The sequence below is a fragment of the Lysinibacillus sp. G4S2 genome (assembly GCF_030348505.1).
In the GTDB taxonomy this organism is placed as follows: domain Bacteria; phylum Bacillota; class Bacilli; order Bacillales_A; family Planococcaceae; genus Lysinibacillus.
In genome coordinates this window covers 773,040-790,827 of the sequence record NZ_JAUCFJ010000002.1, presented here as the reverse complement: position 1 = coordinate 790,827, position 17,788 = coordinate 773,040, and the positions used below count along the sequence as shown (strand labels likewise).

At 37.4% G+C, this 17,788-nt stretch carries 10 protein-coding genes; 2 read left to right on the top strand and 8 right to left on the bottom strand.

The window, feature by feature from the left end:
* Positions 1–183: 183 nt before the first annotated feature.
* Entirely contained in the window at positions 184–2,448 is a 2,265-nt protein-coding gene (locus QUF91_RS04100) for an S-layer homology domain-containing protein (protein WP_289416935.1), read from the bottom strand.
* 237 nt (positions 2,449–2,685) lie between these two features.
* Here QUF91_RS04100 and QUF91_RS04095 point away from each other — a divergent pair, with 237 nt between their 5' ends.
* Positions 2,686–4,929, top strand: coding sequence for an S-layer homology domain-containing protein (locus tag QUF91_RS04095; protein ID WP_289416934.1), 2,244 nt, complete (start codon positions 2,686–2,688; stop codon positions 4,927–4,929).
* A gap of 363 nt (positions 4,930–5,292) precedes the next feature.
* On the opposite strand, the gene QUF91_RS04090 is transcribed toward QUF91_RS04095, so the two are convergent.
* Both QUF91_RS04090 and QUF91_RS04085 read right to left on the bottom strand, forming a co-directional pair.
* Complete coding sequence (locus QUF91_RS04090; RefSeq protein ID WP_289416933.1) at positions 5,293–5,466, bottom strand: hypothetical protein; 174 nt, start codon at positions 5,464–5,466, stop codon at positions 5,293–5,295.
* 11 nt (positions 5,467–5,477) lie between these two features.
* The gene (locus tag QUF91_RS04085) at positions 5,478–6,758 is read right to left on the bottom strand and encodes an oligosaccharide repeat unit polymerase (RefSeq protein ID WP_285396576.1); all 1,281 of its coding nucleotides are present in this window, start codon (positions 6,756–6,758) and stop codon (positions 5,478–5,480) included.
* A gap of 470 nt (positions 6,759–7,228) precedes the next feature.
* Between QUF91_RS04085 and QUF91_RS04080 the strand changes: the two genes are divergently transcribed.
* Positions 7,229–9,154 (top strand): S-layer homology domain-containing protein, encoded by a 1,926-nt coding sequence (locus QUF91_RS04080; protein WP_289416932.1) that lies wholly within the window; start codon positions 7,229–7,231, stop codon positions 9,152–9,154.
* A gap of 582 nt (positions 9,155–9,736) precedes the next feature.
* Here the strand turns inward: QUF91_RS04080 and QUF91_RS04075 are convergent.
* The 5 genes from QUF91_RS04075 to QUF91_RS04055 form a co-directional block, all read right to left on the bottom strand.
* Positions 9,737–11,653, bottom strand: coding sequence for an N-acetylmuramoyl-L-alanine amidase (locus tag QUF91_RS04075; RefSeq protein WP_289416931.1), 1,917 nt, complete (start codon positions 11,651–11,653; stop codon positions 9,737–9,739).
* A gap of 261 nt (positions 11,654–11,914) precedes the next feature.
* The gene (locus QUF91_RS04070) at positions 11,915–13,846 is read right to left on the bottom strand and encodes an N-acetylmuramoyl-L-alanine amidase (RefSeq protein ID WP_289416930.1); all 1,932 of its coding nucleotides are present in this window, start codon (positions 13,844–13,846) and stop codon (positions 11,915–11,917) included.
* Positions 13,847–14,084: 238 nt separating this feature from the next.
* Positions 14,085–15,017 carry a C40 family peptidase gene (locus tag QUF91_RS04065; protein WP_285396571.1) on the bottom strand — a complete coding sequence of 311 codons (933 nt, stop codon included), beginning with the start codon at positions 15,015–15,017 and terminating at the stop codon, positions 14,085–14,087.
* 522 nt (positions 15,018–15,539) lie between these two features.
* Positions 15,540–16,622: a CAP and S-layer homology domain-containing protein gene (locus QUF91_RS04060; RefSeq protein WP_289416929.1), complete on the bottom strand. Its 1,083-nt coding sequence runs from the start codon at positions 16,620–16,622 to the stop codon at positions 15,540–15,542.
* A 459-nt stretch (positions 16,623–17,081) separates the two neighbouring features.
* Complete coding sequence (locus QUF91_RS04055) at positions 17,082–17,732, bottom strand: S-layer homology domain-containing protein (protein WP_289416928.1); 651 nt, start codon at positions 17,730–17,732, stop codon at positions 17,082–17,084.
* Positions 17,733–17,788 lie beyond the last annotated feature (56 nt).

Sequence of the window (17,788 nt, the reverse complement as noted above, 5' to 3'; positions counted from 1 at the left end):
TTTCTTTTTAAAAATAGTAAAAAAAAAGTAAGCTTTAAAAGGTAATATAGTTCTTGCAATATGGTAAAAAATCAACTAGATTTCTATCTACTACGACTCCCTTTGATTTAAAAACAAAAATAGCAAACTAGGTTTAACTACTAGTTTGCTATTAAATGCAAAGCCTTTCTTTAATGACTACTGTTATTGATGGATTGCTCTATAAAGGAATAATCCAAAATGAGCGCGACTAATCGCTTCATTTGGTCTAAAAGTGTTATCACCATAGCCAGTAGTTATATCATTTGCAGCTAGTTGCTGAACATATGGGTATGCCCAATGATCCTTCGATACATCTTTAAAGTTAATGTTACTTGTTCCTTCTAGATCATAAGCTAATGCTACAACCTTCGCCATTTGTGCACGCGTTAAAGTACCATTTGGATCAAAGGTATTACCGCCTTTACCACTCATAATACCAGCCTCAACTACAGCTGCGATTTGTTTATAATAAACGTGATTCGCAGGAATATCCTTAAAGCCTGAATTTTTTACGTTTGATGTATCTAAACCAAGTGCGCGACTAATAATAACTGCCGCATGTGCACGTGTAAGTTTATCATTCGGTCTAAATGTGCCATCTGCTTGACCTGTAATAATATTATTTTTTGTTAAATACTCAATTTCTTTATAGTACACATAATTATTTGGAATATCTTTAAACAATCCAGCAGCTGCTACAGTCACCGGAGCCTTTACACTTTTTGTTCCTAAAGTCGCAACTACATTACCAGTAGCACCTGGATTTTTGGCTGTAAACTTACCGTCATTAGTAATGGTACCGATATTTCCTTCTACAGACCATTTCACTTGTGATGGATTGTAAACTAGAGGTTTACCACCGTCATCCTTTGCATCCATAGTAAATTTGACAGTTTCGCCAGAATTCACTGTTTTTGATGTTGGTGCAATGTTCATTGCTGCCGGAGCATCTACTACTTTCACTTGGAATGATTGAACAGCAGTGCCATCATGGTTGATGAAAATACGATCATTGCCGGCTTTCGTTGCAGTATAGCTTAAGCCGTTAACGTTTAAAGTATTATTCTCAGATGTTAACGATAAATGACCATCAAGTGGAAGTGCATTATAATTTTCATCTAAAACATATTTTACTGCTATACTAGACGAAGCACCTTCTAAAAGAGTTGCATTGCTTGTACTATTTTTATAGTCAATATATCTTCCTTTACCTGTTGGTGCCGTACTAACAGCTTGTAATGTTGCGGACACAAGACGTTGTGTGTTTCCTGAATTGGATGGTAGGTTCGCTAATACGACATTATTATTACCGTAATTTCGAATACCCATTGTTGTTGAGCCGCCACCGTCTAAGTTAATTGCTCGTTCAACACCGAGCGACACTAAATAGTTAGCGAGTTGAACCATATTCATCCCTTTACTATGGCTCTGACGTCCATCAACAGTAATAAAGTGTACTTTTTTTCCATTATCACTTGTCGCTACAACTGTGCGTGGCGCAACCTCTTTTGCGCGAGAGCTAGATGTGCTCATCATAATGTAAGGCTTATTATCTTTTACTAAATACGGACCACTTGCCATGATAAATTTTGCATCCTGCCACTGCTTATCAATTGAGAAGTTAACACTCAGCTCATCTCCAAGTGCAATTTGACTTAGCTTACTGTGCCAATCTCCACCTTGTAAAGAAACGACAAAGCCAGTTGGAGGAATGGATATTTTTTCTTTTGATCCATATGGTGTAATTTTTGTCACTTTTCCTGTTAACGTTTGACCAAATTTATTTTCAGTAATTGGAGCACCTGTATCTACTACAATTTCAAAACCGTATTCATTTGTATTTGTTGTTTTACTATAAAATTGTGGTGTGTAAACAATCGATTCGTTTATATTACGTTCACGATTCATTCCTGTCATGTCATAATTTGTGCCTTTATGAGAAAGTGTTACATCAAAATCAAAATAGTCAATCGCACCGCGGCCATCTGCTGTCATCCCAAAAGCTGTAGGGACATTCATATATTGATCGGAGCCGTTTGAAACTGCACCACCGTTAAAAATAACATTATCTTTAGCTAGTAAAAATAATGGGTAACCTTCTGACATATTAAAAAAGCTTGCATTAATAGCACCAACTACACGATTTCCCTCGCGTGAATTACGATTAGCATTCGCTACTGTCGATTCTTTGCCATTGACTGTTGCAGGCATACCTAATTGTACTTCTGTATTTGGTTCAGTTAAATCAATCTGAAGATGATTAATAGAATTTGTATAGGTATTGCTGTATGTATATTGTTTATACTGCACACCTTTTGATAATGGATATTCCTTCTTGACCGTTTGAGCTGCATAAGCATTTAACGGACTAACAACCATTGACAATAATACAACTAAAACTAGTAAATTCTTTGCTATTTTTTTCATTTTATTTGCGCTCTTAAGTAATATAGAGCCCTCAACTCTCCCTTCACATGTTTTACTCCTATTACATTAGCAAAAATATGCCAAAATAGCTATGGAACATTTAAGCTATTTTCCAGTTTCATAGTAATTGTTAAGAAAACTATTCATATAGTCTCATTTTATGATTTTTCTAGCGTTAACCTTTATCGTGACCCTATAACTTTGTTAAAATGGTGTAGAAGTTTAGGAGGGTAAAATATGAAAAAACTATCAATCATTGTATTGCTCATGACTGTAGTCGGCATGCTTTTTTGGCAACCCCAAATGGCATCTGCTGCTGATGAACTTTCAGGACATTCCCATGAACAGGGTCTTCGCTATTTAATTTCAAAAAATGCATTAGTAAAAGATGCAAAAGGAAGTTATCGTCCAAATGCTAATGTGACTCGCGGAGAATTCGCTTCTTATTTAGCAAAGGCCATGAACCTTCAAGAATCAAGCAACATAATCTTTAAAGATGTCCCAGCAACACATTTGTACGCAAAAGATATTAAGCTTGCTGCTTCCGCTGGGATTATTACTGGCTACGGCGATGGTACATTTAAGCCTAATGCCGCTATTTCAAGACAGCATATGGCGATTATGCTAGAAAGAGCGATTGATTATTTAAAAATCCCTAAAGGTACTCCTACAATTACCTTTAAGGATAATGCATCTATTATTAAAGACTACCGCCAAGCAGTAGCTATAGGTGCCCAATTAGGAATCATTCAAGGCTCTGGTGGTAACTTTATGCCTACCAAAAATGCAACTATTGGACAAGCTGCTACATTTGTTCACCGCTTAATGACACTTGCTGATGATTCAAATACCGGTAATTCGAACGGCGGTAATTCAAACAGCGGCAATACGAACGGTGGCACTTCGAACGGTGGTAATTCGAATGCTGGTGATTCTAACAGCGGAAGTACAAACGGCGGCACTTCGAACAGTGGTAATTCAAACGCTGGCAATTCTAACGGTGGTAGTACAAACGGCGGCAATACGAACGGTGGTAATTCAAACGCTGGCAATTCTAACGGTGGTAGTACAAACGGCGGTAATTCAAACGCTGGCGATTCTAACAACGGAAGTACAAACGGCGGCACTTCGAACACTGGCGATCCAAACTCTGGCAATTCAAACGGCGGCACTTCGAACACTGACGATCCAAATGCTAACTCCTCTAAATACGTTATTAAGGAAATTTCAAACGGCACACTAGTTGGCAATCAAGGATTCGCTACCTTTGCAGATGCTGAAAAGGCCATGACAAAAAATACACAGGTTATTGTTCAAAATGATAAAATTGTGAAAATGTCTTCAGGCTATGTAGTGACAAATAATTATGTAGCACTAAAATCTGAAACAATTAATGACTCGATTGCTGTTGCAGGTAATACAGAGATGGAATACCTTAGCAGTGATGAAACACAAGTAAAAGTACGTTTAGCTGGTCAAGTTGGTTACTTAAAACAGGCTGATGTTACATTAATCCCATTTGCAATGAGCAAAGGTCGCTCTTACTATACAAATGAGAATGGTGAAATTAAACACACGCTCTACGATTACAAAACAAATAAATATTCTTCTAGCTATGTGTACGGAAAAGCACCTTCTTTCATGAAGCCAGGTGAAAAATACTATAGCTGGAACGGCATCACTTTCACAAATGGAGATGGATCTTCTAAAGGTGACGCGTATAACTACTATCAGTTTTTACCTGCTCGTGCAACAACACACTATACTGCAGAAGAAATTGATGCTTATATTATGCAGAAGTTAGCTGAGATGGAAAGTACGGGGATTGCTCTTTATAAAGATGCAACAAAGAAAAGTAAATTAATAGGTTTAGGCAAAACATTAAAAGAAGTAGAAGCAAAATCGCAAATTAATGCCATGCTTATTTTATCACTTGCACAGCATGAAAGTGCTTATGGTATGAGTCCAAATGCACAAAACTTAAATAACTTATTTGGTTTGTATGAGTATGATACTAATCCACTAAAGAAAAAGTTTGATAGTATTGCTGCCAATATCAATGAGCTTGTTGATAAGTTTTTACAGCCAAACTATATCACGCCAGGTGGTTCACCAGGCAGAAACTTTGCCAACGGCGCTGTAGTTGGTTCAAAAGCTCTTGGCTTTAACGTAAAATACGCTTCTGACCCATACTGGGGTGCAAAAATTACAGGACATTACTACCGTGCTGAAAAAGCGTTAGGCTTCAAGGATGCTAATAATCCATACACAATTGGCTTAACAACTACACACGGCTTAAATGTTCGTACAGGCGCATCTACTGGCGATACTCCACTATTCACTTATGCACGTAGCGGGATGCCTGTTATCATCACAAACTCAGCTACAAACGGCTGGTATGAGGTTCTTTCTGATAAGCTGCATACAGGAACAGCTTTTGTTAGCAAAGACTATGTACAAGTGATCAATACTGTAAAATAAATAAGAAGTCGTCCTATCATTAGGGCGGCTTTTTTCTGTGAAGGCGGCTCTAAAATATTGTTTTGGAGGTAAATGCTCGACACTCCTGCTGAAGAACTACGCGTTGTGCCTGTAGAAACAGAGGCGGCGGATAGATGAGCTGATGTGACGGATTGCACCATCGAACTGATGGATAGAAGATCTGATATTACGGATAGAACGCCCCATATACAAAAAGAGAGGCTGGGGCAAAATCTCACTTTTCTGCAGCGAAAGTGGAGCGGAGCGCAACGGCAGCGACAAAAACTTTAATGAGCTGCACTTTTGAGATTTGCCGAGAACTTTTGATTGTTTATCGACCAACTTTATCGATTTATCACCCAACTATTTTAATTTATCAACCAACTTTTTTAATTTATCAACCAACTTTTGAAAAATATCGACATCTACCTTCATGGTGACGGATAGAAGATCTGATGCGACAGATTGGACCTTCGAACTGACGGATAGAACGCCCCATATAAAAAAAAGAGATGCCTCAGCTGACCATTGAGACATCTCTACTATTGTTAATATGAAGTTTTTTTATTGTCCGTTTTTATAACCGCCGAGGCTAGGACAACAAAGCCAAGCATTAAAATAAATATTAAATCAAGTAAGCCTGTATGCATAGACACTGTGAATAGTGTAATGACAAACGCATAGGCTACTGAGTGGAAGCTACGAATACCGCCTTGCTTCACTTTATTATAAATTAATGAGATTAATACACCATATAAGAAGAAGCCGATTCCTACAAGTAAATAACCGCCGTCTAAGAATAACTGACCGATGAACGTTGGTGTTGTTGTTCTATTAGGGCGTGTAATATATTTACCTTCATCTACACTTAGAGAGTTTACAACTTCTGTTACTTTCATACGAGGTGACACTTGTTCACCTGGTAAAATTGTATTCAAGATACCAGCATGAAGTTCACCATGTAGATAGCCTTCCTCTTGCGTATATTCAATAATTTTACTTAAAACAATATGACCTGTAACACTCTCACCATTCAATGAACGAATCCATTTTGGCGTTAAATTAACTTGTTGCTCTACTGTTAACAGTTTTTCCTTTTCTGTTTCAGTTAATTCTACATCTGGTTGATCACGGTTATTAAATTCCTTCGTTGTATCCTCTGATACGACACGTAGGAAACCAAACATTGAGAAAGCTACTCCGATCACAAACAAAGCAGAAAGGAACCATGTTAATTTCACACGCTTTACAACATAATGGAAAATAATAATACCAGTAAATAACATAATAATTAATGGTGTACGGTAACCCATTAATAAGAATAAGAACATAACAGCCGCATAAATGGAACCGTATACTAATACTTTCTTCCATGTCATATGCTTTTCTAAAATCATTTTATATGATAATAACAATAAAACTCCAAACCATAATAATTGGGCAAAGAAGTTTAATTTTGGATCAAGGTTACGTCGATTCGATTCATCAGAAATCCCAAATCCTCCGCCAAAAATCATTAATAAATATGAAGTTAAACCAATTAAAGTTAAAATTACAATAAAATGAACAACATATTTCCCTAAGAAGGATAACCCGAATGATGGGATTGTCCATTGTAATTTATCAATGATGTACACACCGATGTAATAGCAAGCAAGTGCTAAAAATACCGCTGGCCAAATTGACACACGTACATTAAATAGTTCAAATCGATGGAAATCGAATAGACTTGTAAAGAAATAGAGCACTAATATAAAAGGTAAAAAGAAATACGGTGAAAACGTATCAATCTTATTGACCTTTGCTAAAGTTTGTTTCAGTTTATTCATAAATGTCATACATCTAAGTAGATGTGATTGCCCTCCTCTATCGCGAATCATAGTTGTTTTATTTTTCATTTCTTATACAAAACAAAAGTTATTATATCATAAATACATGTAGACTTATAGAAAGGAATGAATCGATTTAATATAAAATTATGCAATAATTTCTCATTTTGGATAATTAATGGGCTAATCACCATAACGTGTGGTTGATTTCCGTTCCGGCTGGGCGCTTTCCTAAAGGCGTCCGATGAGCTGCTAATCTCCAAGGTGTCATCCAGCCCCCACTCACTGAACTTAATGTTTTATGATTTAGCTCGAATCAACAGAATTTTAGCCTCACTTTATCGACAATTCTTTTAAAAAAACCCCAACAAAAGAACCATTTTTTAATGATTTAACCATTATTTAGGTGTAATATAAGTAATGTAGTGCAATTTTTAATGAAAAATTATAGAACTAAGGATGTGGATTCAATGAAGAAATTATTCATTTCACTACTTGCAGCATGCTCTATTATGCTTATAGCTTTTTTAGCACCAACACAAGCTAAAGCTGCTCAGAAAATCGGTGTCGTTTTCTCTGAAAGTAGTGAAAAATACGCCAATACAACACACCCAAGTGGAAAATTTAATGGTCAATCTGTTTCTGCAAAGGTTGACTATAGTTCCACATATAATAAGGAACTTAAAGCTTTTCTTCTCTATCAGCAACAAGGCTTCCAGGTAGAGAAAATTTATGAGAAAGACTTAAACAATTTAGAAAATTTAAGTGAGTATGATGCAATCGTCTTTGCTTATACAGTCATGATGAATCATCAGCAACGCGAAAATGTCAAAATGTACGTCCGAAATGGCGGTGGTGCCATTTTCGCCTTCCAGACAGCGCGTAATGAATCAACAAAATTCCCTAAATCCGGCCAAATGGATCTTTCTCCATTAATCTATGATGTCGATTCTTGGGTAATGGAATGGGATAATTTAACTGAGGTGTTCAATTCACGTTTTATTGACGATATTGTATTAGGAAATACAACAATAAGCAATATAAATACTGTTCATCCAATTATTCAAAATACAACAAAAGAGCTTGGCAAAAGCAAGCTTAATCTAACAAAAACAGATCGTGATTGGGTAGAAATCATTAAGCCTTGGCAAGGAGGATCTGCAACACCTATTTTATATTTCTCAGATTACAATTACACTGACAAGGCTAAAACAATGAAAAAAAATGAATTTGGTGCTGCCCACGCTATCGAATACGGTAAGGGCCGAGTTGTTCAAATTGGATTCAAAATCTATGATTATATTAACATTGATGCTAAAGCTGATTGGCAGGATAACGAAAATGGTGCTGCCCATTCAACAACTAATGGTGATAAAGATGCACAAGTATTTATGAAGCATGCTCTAAATTGGGTAGCCGAAAATCATAATGGCAATGTGCCCCGCCGTTATAACCTTACGCTTTACTCTGACGGGGTGCAAGGTTATGTAGCACCGTCTGGTAAATTTGTTTTCTACTCCACTGTAACGGTTAAGAACAATGGTAATGTACCTGCACGTGGTACATTGAAAGTAGAAATCCTAGACGCAAACGATAAAGTTGTTGGTAAAGGGCACGAACGTTATATTCCAGGACTTGCTGCTGATTCCACGACAGATAATGCTGATAAGAAAGATATTAGTACCCTTTCTGAAAAGTATCAAATCTCTATGCCTGGTAATTTAGCTGCCGGAACATATACGATACGTACATCCTTTATAGAGGGGCGTGATGATCGCAAAAATGCTGATGAAAAATTTGCAACGATTGCAGAAATTAAAACGCTCACACGCGCAAAAGGTTCCAACAAAGCAACAATTGCTTCCGCTCCATTCTTCCCAGATGTATCATCATCGAATGGTGCCTATCATGATATAAAAAACTTATATGCACTTGGCATCGTGAAAGGATCTAATGGTAAATTTAATCCACAGGGTACATTGACTCGCTTACAAGCAACAGAAATGATATTGCGAGCATTAGGTATTCCAGCATCAAGCTCAGCTACATTAAATGCAAGTGATATCAAAGCAAGTGATTATGGCTATGCAGTTTTAGCAACAGGCTTACGCCACGGCATTATTGCATTAGAAGATGGCAAAATCAATGCCCATCAGCCAATGACGCGCGCTGCTATGGCAAGAGCACTCGTCAACGGCTTCAAACTACAGGGCTACACGAATCATACTTTCTCAGATGTACCTACATCTCATGCTTATTATAAAGATGTCCAAGCTTTATATGCACTCGGCATTACAACAGGCTATGCCGATAATACGTTTAAACCAAATGGTACAGTAACACGTCAAAACTTTGCACAATTCGTAAATAGAACACTTCATGCAAATTCAAAATAACAAGGGTAAAGGTTGATTTTTTAGAGCATTGATTGGAATGTTTTTCTCGCTGGTGAAGCAAATCGATGATAAATCTGTGAGTTTCACCGGCAAACTTGTGAATTTATCCAGCAAAAGCGCTGGTTCGCCGGTAAACCTGGGAATTGCGCCACTAAATGTGCTCGCTTCGACGCTAAACTCGGGCATTGCGCCGCTAAAAGTGCTCGCTTCGACGCTAAACTCGGAATTACGCCGCTAAAAGTGCTCGCTTCGCCGGTAAACTCGGGTATTGCGCCGCTAAAAGTGCCCGCTTCGACGCTAAACTCGGGATTTGCGCCACTAAATGTGCTCGCTTCGCCGCTAAATGTGCTCGCTTCGCCGCTAAATGTGCCTGCTTCGCCGCTAAACTCGGGAATTGCGCCGCTAAAAGTTCTCCGTTCGCCGCTAAACTCGGGGATTGCGCCGCTAAAAGTGTCGCTTCGCCGCAAAGCCCCTAGATATCGCCGGTAGAAGTACCGAATTGCTGATAAAATTCCTTTGAATACTACTAATCAAACAAAAAGAGCTACATCGTCTACTATTGGACGATGTAGCTCTTCACTATTATTGCTTTGAGTAATACTCCAAAATCCCTTTGTAGATAGATTCAGCAAATAACTCAAGATATTTATCATCCGACAACTTAGCACGGTCTTCACTATTTGAAAGGAAACCTAGCTCAACTAGAACGGCCGGAATATTCGTATTTACAATTACATGGTAATTAAATTTTTTGACCTTACGATTTTCCATATTTACGTTATTAACAATTTGATTGTTTACAAATGTCCCAAGATCAATATCTTCTTCAAACATATCACCCGATGTTTGAGCGTAGAATGTTTCGGTGCCTTTTGCAGCTTTATTATCTGCTGAGTTAACATGAATACTTACGAAGATTTCACCGTAATTAGCATGTGTAAAATCTACACGCCCCTGTAATGTAGGGAACGTATCTCCAGTACGAGACATCAATACCTTTGCACCCGCAGCCTCTAGTTTATTCTTTACTAGAGTACCAACCTTTAATGTTATATTCTTTTCGAGAAGAATTTTATCGAAAAGGGTCCCTACGTCACTACCACCATGACCTGGATCAATTATGATAATTCGATCTTTTAACGGATTACCATTTTGATTTAATAGTTTTAAATAAGATTTATGGACATACCCTTTTTGACCGTTAGAAGTAACTTGCGCCCAATAACCGTTAATACTATTTACTTGAACATATTCGCCCTTTTTCAGCTTACTTACTACCGCAGAAGTAGAGTTAGCTTCTTGGCGAATATTTAAATTGTCAACTGTCACTCGACCAAGTAAGTCACCTGTAACTGATGGCGTGTTTGGATCTGGAGTTGGTTTTGGGGCTGGAGTAGAAGGCTGTTCTACTTTAACATCCTCTGTACTATTTGCCACGATATAACCTGGTAAACCGTTCACTTCTGTTAAATAGTAGCCATTTACTGTCTTATAAACTGGTAATTTCACTTTATTATTGACAGTCGAAATAACCTTTGAAGAAGAAGTTGGTTTTACGTAAAGGTTTATACTTTGTGTTGTAGTAACTTGCTTTTGAACATTTCCTAATGTATTACCGTCCGCATCTAAAAACTGTGCATACTTTTTAGAAATATACGCATAGGTATCTTTTGACGAAACTTTTAACCAGTCTCCTTCAACTGCATAGACTGATAGTTTACCACCTTTATTCAATGTACCTACAATGTTAGCATTAGATGAAGAATCTTTAGATTTACGAATATTTAATCCGTCAGTCGTTGAGGCAACTAATCCAATGACCTGTGACGCATCAGGTACAGCTACACCTTTAACAGGTAGCTCTAAACGATACTTTTCACTTTTCGCACGAGCTACAAATAACGCAAATTGTGCACGTGTCACTTGACTACCTGGGTTATAATTTTGACCGCTTCCCTTTGTAATACCATTATAGTAAATTGTATTCACGTATTTCACGTACGGATTTGTAATATCTACGTCATCAAAAGGTGAATCGATATTTTCATACTTACTTGTATCAAGGTTAAACGCTTTTGTTAAAACATGACTCATTTCATCACGAGTTAAAGGTTTATTCGGTAAGAATTGCCCCTTTGTATTTGTTGCAAAGTAACCAAGCTGTACAGCACGTTCTACATAGCCTGACAGCTCACTACCCACTGCAACATCTGTGAAGCTTGATTTATTAACAACTAATGGTTTGTTACCTGAAGCAACAACAACCATTTTAGCAACTTGCCCACGCGTCACGTTATTATTAGGTTTGAAGTAAGTTTTTCCTTTTTCTGTATACCCTTTAATAACACCTAAATTAACTAAATAATTGATCTCTTCATAAGCTTCATGCTTTGGAGAAATATCTTCAAAACCACCACTTGCACTTGCATTATGTATGGTAAATATTGAAGCTGATATGAATAAGATACATAACATAAGACTGATTTTCTTGAAATACAATGCTCTATTTCCTCCCTTTCTATTCTCAAATTTATTTTAACAAAATTTAACACTTAAAACCATCATATTAATGTAACTATTAGTATTTTTGGGTTTTATAGGGTTCATCACCAAAAGTTGTGGATGACATTTTTTTAAATATAGGCCCTGTACGTATGGTGATGAGCCTTTTATAGTAAAAAATATTCTATCAATTTTATAAGTGACCAAAAACAAAAAAAGAGCTACATCGTTCACTTTAGAACAATGTAGCTTCTTTTATTATTTTTTTGCGTAATATTGTGAAATCCCTTTGTAAATGGATTCAGCAAATAACTCAGCATATTGATCATCCGTCATTTTAGCGCGGTCTTCATTATTTGTGAGGAAGCCTAGCTCGACTAAGATGGATGGAATAATCATGTTGCGAATTACATAGTATTGCTGTTCTTTAACACCACGATTTTTCATATTTAAGTTATTAACGATTTGATTGTTTACAAATGTAGCAAGATCAACGTCTTCCTGTTGCATATCACCTGTTGAAATAGCATAATATGTTTCAGTACCCTGTGCAGACGTATTCGCTGCTGAGTTAACATGGATACTTACAAAGATTTCACCGTAATTAGCATTTGTAAAGTCAACACGGTCTTGTAGTGAAGGATATGTATCCCCCGTACGAGTCATCATTACCTTCGCACCTGCAGCCTCTAGCTTTTGCTTCACAAGTGTGCCAACCTTTAATGTAATGGCTTTTTCGGAATTAGAACCTACAACAGTTCCAGGGTCCTTACCGCCATGACCTGGATCAAGAATGATAATACGATCTTTTAACGGATTACCACTTTGATTTAATAGTTTTAAGTAAGATTTATGGACATACCCTTTTTGACCGTTAGAAGTAACTTGCGCCCAATAACCGTTAATACTATTTACTTGAACATACTCGCCCTTTTTCAGCTTACTTACTACCGCAGAAGTAGAGTTAGCTTCTTGGCGAATATTTAAATTATCAACTGTCACTCGACCTAATAGATCACCTGAAACTACTGGAGGAGTTGGATCTGGATTTGGATTTGGATTCGGATTTGGATCTGGAGTTGGAGTAGGAGGTTTTACTACTTCAACATCCTCTGTACTATTCGCTACAATATATCCTGGTAAACCATTCACTACAGTTAAATAGTAGCCACTTACCGTCTTATAAACTGGTAATTTCGTTTTGCTATTAACTGTTGTAATAATTTTCGAGGAAGAAGTTGGTTTTACATAAAGATTTATATTTTGTGTTGTTGTAACCTGTTTTTGGACATTCCCTAATGCATTACCATCTGCATCTAAAAACTGTGCATACGTTTTATAAACATAAGCATAGGCACCTTTATAGGTAACTTTTAACCAGTCTCCTTCAACTGCATAGACTGATAGTTTACCACCTTTATCCACTGTACCTACAACGTTAGCATTAGATGAAGAATCTTTAGATTTACGAATATTTAATCCGTCAGTCGTTGAGGAAACTAATCCAATAACCTGTGACGTATCAGGTACAGCTACACCTTTTACAGGTAGCTCTAAACGATACTTTTCACTTTTGGCACGCGCTACAAATAACGCAAACTGTGCACGTGTCACTTGGCTATCGGGATTATAATTTTGGCCGCTTCCCTTTGTAATACCATTATAGTAAATCGTATTCACGTATTTTACGTATGGATTAGTAATACCCACATCTACAAAAGGAGAATCGATATTTTCATATTCACTTGTATCAAGGTTAAAAGCTTTTGTTAAAACATGACTCATTTCATCACGAGTTAAAGGTTTATTCGGTAAGAATTGTCCCTTTGTATTTGTTGCAAAGTAACCAAGCTGTACAGCACGTTCTACATAGCCTGAAAGCTCTGTGCCAACTGCTACATCAGAGAAGCTTGATTTATTGGCAACTAGTGGTTTGTTACCTGAAGCAACAACAACCATTTTGGCAACTTGTCCACGCGTTACGTTATTATTAGGTTTATAATACGTTTTGCCGTTTTCCGTATATCCTTTAATAACACCTAAACTAACTAAATAATTGATCTCTTCATAAGCTTCATGATCTTTAGGAACATCTACAAACCCACCACTTGCTTGGGCACTATGTATCGTAAACATAGAAGCTGAAATGAATAAGACGCATAATATAAGACTGATTTTTTTGAAATACACTGTCTTATTTCCTCCCTTCCTGTTCTCGTGTTCATTTTAGCAAAATTCCACTGACAAAACTATCATACGAATGTAACTATTCTACTATTTTTAGGCATCACCCCTTGAATTTTGATATTTCATAAAAAGAAGAGAGCCTGCAAGTGCAAACTCCCCTCAATTTATACATTATTTAAAAGAACTTCCTTGCATTGTATTACTTTAAACGTAGCCCTTGTCTAAGTAATACGAAATTTAATTATTTTTGTAATTTTTGTGCGCGTTCGATAAATGTTTGAAGTTGAGAAATTTTTAACATCTCATCGTAACCGTAGTTACCATTCCCTGTACCTTCAGTAATACCATTTGAAGCTAGAATTGAAATACATTCATTTGCCCAATGGTTTGCAGGAGCATCAGCAAATGTTACAACATCGCCTTGTTGCTCTAATCCGAAGGCATGTACTAATACTTTCGAGATTTGAGCACGTGTTATAGGTGAAGATGGGTTAAATTTGCCATTACCATCACCATCAAAAATACCTAACTTCGATACAGCAGCAATCGCACCAGCATGTGCATATGATGGTTTTACGTCTGTAAATTTCGTATTTTTATCGGATGTATCCAAGTTAAGTGCTTTAGCAATTTGCTCTGCCACTTCAGCACGAGAAGCGTAAACAGTAAAATCAATAGCGGCATCCTTTACTTCTTCTTTAACAGCTTCTGCTTGTTCACTATCAAATGTTGCTACGCGTTTAGCACCGATATAACGAGAACCCCAATAATATGGATCGTTTAAATCTGAGTAACTAACACCTTTACCTGTTTGTGAGTGAATCATTTTTCCGTCACCTATGTATATTGATACATGTGAGACACCTTTACCACTAGTATTGAAGAATAATAAGTCACCAACTTGTAGGTCATCTTTTTCTACCGCTGTACCTTGTTCGTATTGTGAACCTGATGTACGGTTTAATTTAATACCTAAATCTGAAAACACTTTAGATGTAAAGCCTGAACAATCAAGCCCTTTAGTAGTTGTACCTCCATAAACATATGGAATACCTAAATATTTTGACGCTGTTTCAGTAACATCAGATGCTGTAGCTGCCTCAGCTGTATCTATTTGAGTTGTTGTAAATAACATAAAAGACGCAAAAATCGGTAATAACCATTTCTTTTTCATATTTCGGTATACCCCTTTCAGAACTTTTTTGCCTATACATAGACTATCATAAAAGATGCTATTTTAATTTTTCAATTGTGTAACGGATTTCTGAAAGCAAAAAAAACGCTGATACACCAACGTTTCCGTGGTTTATCAGCGCTAAAATATGGGTATTAATTAATGGATATCCCGGTGTTTTGTAACATTCCTGTAATATTAGCTATGCTTTGTTACAATAGAACACGAGTTTCATATTAAGTTTGAGTATTTGCTTTTTGTTCGCGGGGATCCTGCCGCGGTGGAGAGGGATGGGAGGGATCCGTTTCTGCTGCCGCGGGGTGGGGATTCGCTTCTTCTGACGCGGGTTTTCTCCTGCTTCGCGGGTATTTGCTCCTGCTTCGCGGGTATTCGCTCCTCTTCCGCGGGTATTTGCCCTGCTTTCGCGGGTATTTTGCCGGTGCGCGAGGATTCGCTTCTCCCGCCGCGCAAACATTCTTCCACTGCCGCGCGGGTATTTATTTCCCCACCGCTCCGTACAAGTTATTGACTAGAAAATAACTGTACCCAATAGTAATTTCCTTTGCTATCAACGGCAATAGCTACCCCGGTGTTTGTGTAGTTTTCTCGCAAGATGTTTTCACGATGTGTTGGGGAAGCCATCCACGCTTTCACAGCCGCTTCTGGTGATGGGATGTTTCTTCCTAAATTTTCTCCTAAACTTGTATATGGATAGTCGAATAGTGTCGCTAAATCCCATGGCATCCCGTAGTAAGGTGATTCGTGCTCGAAATATTGTCGATTCACCATATCCTGCGCCTTAATAACAGCGACTTGTGTTAAAGCTGCATCATAGGTAAGTGGCTGTAACTTTTTCTTTTGTCGTTCAACATTAACTAAACGAATGACATCATTAGACATGGTTGATGAATAATTTTTTGTCGGTATATAAGACTTTGATAAAAAGTCATAAGCAAGCTCGAAATTGGTTACCTTCGTTGAAAAGTCAAGACTTCGCTCAACCATAGAAGCAAATTGCGCACGTGTTACCAATTGATTAGGTGCAAATTGTTGTGCATTGACCCCTTTAATAATGCCGACATCTGCAAGTGATTCAATATAGTCTTTCGCCCAATGTCCTTCATTAACATCGCTAAACTTACTTTTATTTTGGGAATCAACTTCAATTTGATAAGCGAGCGTTAACATTTTGGCAATTTGTGTACGCGTTAACGGTGCTTCAGGATGGAAACAATCACCATCTTGTAAAATACCTAACTCAACTAAAGCGCAAATTTCTTTGTAATATGGATGGTTGATCGTTATATCTGTAAAATTTGGCGTATATGTAGTATCAGGTTTTATCTGCATGGAACGAGCAATTGCAGCTGCAGCCTCTGCCCTAGTAATCGGTTGCTCTGGTCTAAAGAAGCCATCCTGATAATTTGTCATATAGTTCTTCTCGAGCATATGTTCTATCGAGCTACTTGCCCAATGTGATTGTGAAATATCATTTGCAATACTGGCCGCCAATACTTCTCCAGATGTGTTAGTCAGAGACACAGCGTATGATGAAGTCAGCAATATAAGTGACATGCCAACAACACCAGAAACTTTTTTAAACATAGCTACCTCCCCTTTATACAGTTATGTATAGTACTTTCCTGACGACAATGCCCTAACATATGAAACGGCTTCACAATACAAAAATCACTATCTTTATCTCTTTCGTTGATAGAGAATTATGGTACTTGTTGTTAATTTCCATTCTGATAAGTCACTCGTGGTAATAAAAGAGTTATTACAGATTTAATTAATTTAATTAAATTGCTTCAGATGAGCAACAATTTGGATCATCACCATAACGTGTGGTTGATTTCCGTTCCGGCTGTGTGCTTTGTTTCTGACACTTCGCTTTCGCACAGAACAAAGCTTCTTGCGATGAGCCCCTTCACTCGCGTAGCCCGCTCCAGGGTCAACTTCCGGTGATGAGCGGCAAATATACCATTAATACCTATTTTTTCCTAAATGTTTTTTTAAAAAACACTCCAAGATTGAGGATAACCTAAGAGTGAGTCTTTGCTTTTATTCAATGTTAATAATATAAAAATTATTTTCACTTTTTTGTAAGGTGCGATATAAAAATAACGCCATCTGGCCGCGTCGAACGTCTGTGTACGGTGAAAATGTTGTCGCGCTAGTACCTTGTGTAATCCCATAATTTAATAACGTTTGAATATACATATTAGTTTCATTATTTTTTGTAAAATCTGAAAAAGGGGCAGATAATGTAGTTGCTTGTTGTAAATCAAAGCCAAGAGTCAACATCTTTGCCATTTGACTTCGCTTAATAAAATGATCTGGATTATAATTTGTACCTTTTTGGATAATGCCCTTTTCGGCAAGTGCAGCAATATGACCGTAATATTTATGAGAGGCTGGTACATCATTAAAACCAGGATTCACTACATTTTTTGTCTCCAAATTTAGAGCTTCAGCTAAAAAGTATGCCGCTTCCCCTCGCGTTAAATTTTGATAAGGACTGAACGTAGTCGATGTTGTACCAAATACAATTCCCTGGCTATATAATTCACTAACTGCCTTGTATAATTCTGCTTCGCTTCCGCTATTTTTTATATCTGTAAACGGCATTGTAGCTGCTTCTGTAGGAATGACTGCAACACATGGTACTACTGCTACCGCAGTGGCAACAGCCCACGCTTTATGTAACTTCAATTTAATGCTCCCTTTCCTCAAGGCCATATAAATGAAGAAAAGAGGGGCTAACCCTC

Coding starts and splice junctions, on each gene's coding strand:
- QUF91_RS04100 (WP_289416935.1), bottom strand. CDS start 2,448: ATGAAAAAAATAGCAAAGAATTTACTAGTTTTAGTTGTATTATTGTCA.
- QUF91_RS04095 (WP_289416934.1), top strand. CDS start 2,686: ATGAAAAAACTATCAATCATTGTATTGCTCATGACTGTAGTCGGCATG.
- QUF91_RS04090 (WP_289416933.1), bottom strand. CDS start 5,466: ATGTCTCAATGGTCAGCTGAGGCATCTCTTTTTTTTATATGGGGCGTT.
- QUF91_RS04085 (WP_285396576.1), bottom strand. CDS start 6,758: ATGAATAAACTGAAACAAACTTTAGCAAAGGTCAATAAGATTGATACG.
- QUF91_RS04080 (WP_289416932.1), top strand. CDS start 7,229: ATGAAGAAATTATTCATTTCACTACTTGCAGCATGCTCTATTATGCTT.
- QUF91_RS04065 (WP_285396571.1), bottom strand. CDS start 15,017: ATGAAAAAGAAATGGTTATTACCGATTTTTGCGTCTTTTATGTTATTT.
- QUF91_RS04060 (WP_289416929.1), bottom strand. CDS start 16,622: ATGTTTAAAAAAGTTTCTGGTGTTGTTGGCATGTCACTTATATTGCTG.